1 protein-coding gene and 1 pseudogene are annotated in these 748 nt (G+C 64.2%); both read right to left on the bottom strand.

Going from position 1 to position 748, the window contains the following annotated elements; translation table 11 throughout:
• Positions 1-34: 34 nt before the first annotated feature.
• Complete coding sequence (locus tag SK803_RS46395) at positions 35-385, bottom strand: signal peptidase I (RefSeq protein ID WP_319972648.1); 351 nt, start codon at positions 383-385, stop codon at positions 35-37.
• A pseudogene (locus SK803_RS46390) lies at positions 382-748 on the bottom strand (transcriptional regulator); the annotation flags it as partial. The pseudogene SK803_RS46390 and the gene SK803_RS46395, both read right to left, overlap by 4 nt.

Raw genomic sequence — 748 nt, 5'->3', positions numbered from 1 at the left:
TGGCTCGCGGGTGAAGCTGCCGAACTTCGAGCTGTCAGGTCTGTGACGGCCAGCGGACGGTCATGACGACGGAGTCCGCGAGGGCTTCCCACGAGTGGTCGACGCCTGGACCCCACATGATGTAGTCGCCCTGGCGGCTCATGGTCTTGCTGCCGTCGGTGGTGTCGACGCGGAAGTTGCCTTCTACCAACAGAACGAGCGTCGTTCGTTGGTCGTCGGCAGTCCAATCGGGACGCTTGTCACCGGCGGGATGGGTGCCCCACTTCACTTCGACATCCTTTTGCGAGCGGACGCCGATCGACGGGTCGATGAAGTGTCCGACCAGCCAGCCGCGAGTGTCCGTGCTGTCGTCCGCGGCGTTGCCGGCTTGCCAGTTGGCGGTCACCTGATCTCCCATTCGATCTCTGGTAGGTCTACGCGGGTGCCGCCGATTTCGCGGAGGCGGCGCAGGCCCTGCAGAAGGGCGAAGAGCCCTTCGTTGCTCCAAGCTACATCGTTGACGAGTTCGTCCAGGAGCTCCGCGTCGCGGCTGGAATACTGGTGCAGACGGGACGCTTCCCAGTTGGCTTGGACGTCTCCGCCGTAGCGCGTCCAGAACTCCTCGTCTTCGATGACGATGAGGCTGGCGAACTCGAAGTTGCCGCTCACGAGGTTCAGGCCGAAGCCTGTGCACTCCATGCGAAGGCGGCCGGGTTCGGCTAGTAGCCAGCGCATCGGCTCGGAGAGTCGGCTCGGGTGCATGGGGTCT

This window comes from Lentzea miocenica, assembly GCF_033949945.1.
Classification (GTDB): Bacteria; Actinomycetota; Actinomycetes; order Mycobacteriales; family Pseudonocardiaceae; genus Lentzea; species Lentzea miocenica.
The sequence above is the reverse complement of the archived record's forward strand: the minus strand, read 5'-3'. Positions and strand labels throughout refer to the sequence as shown.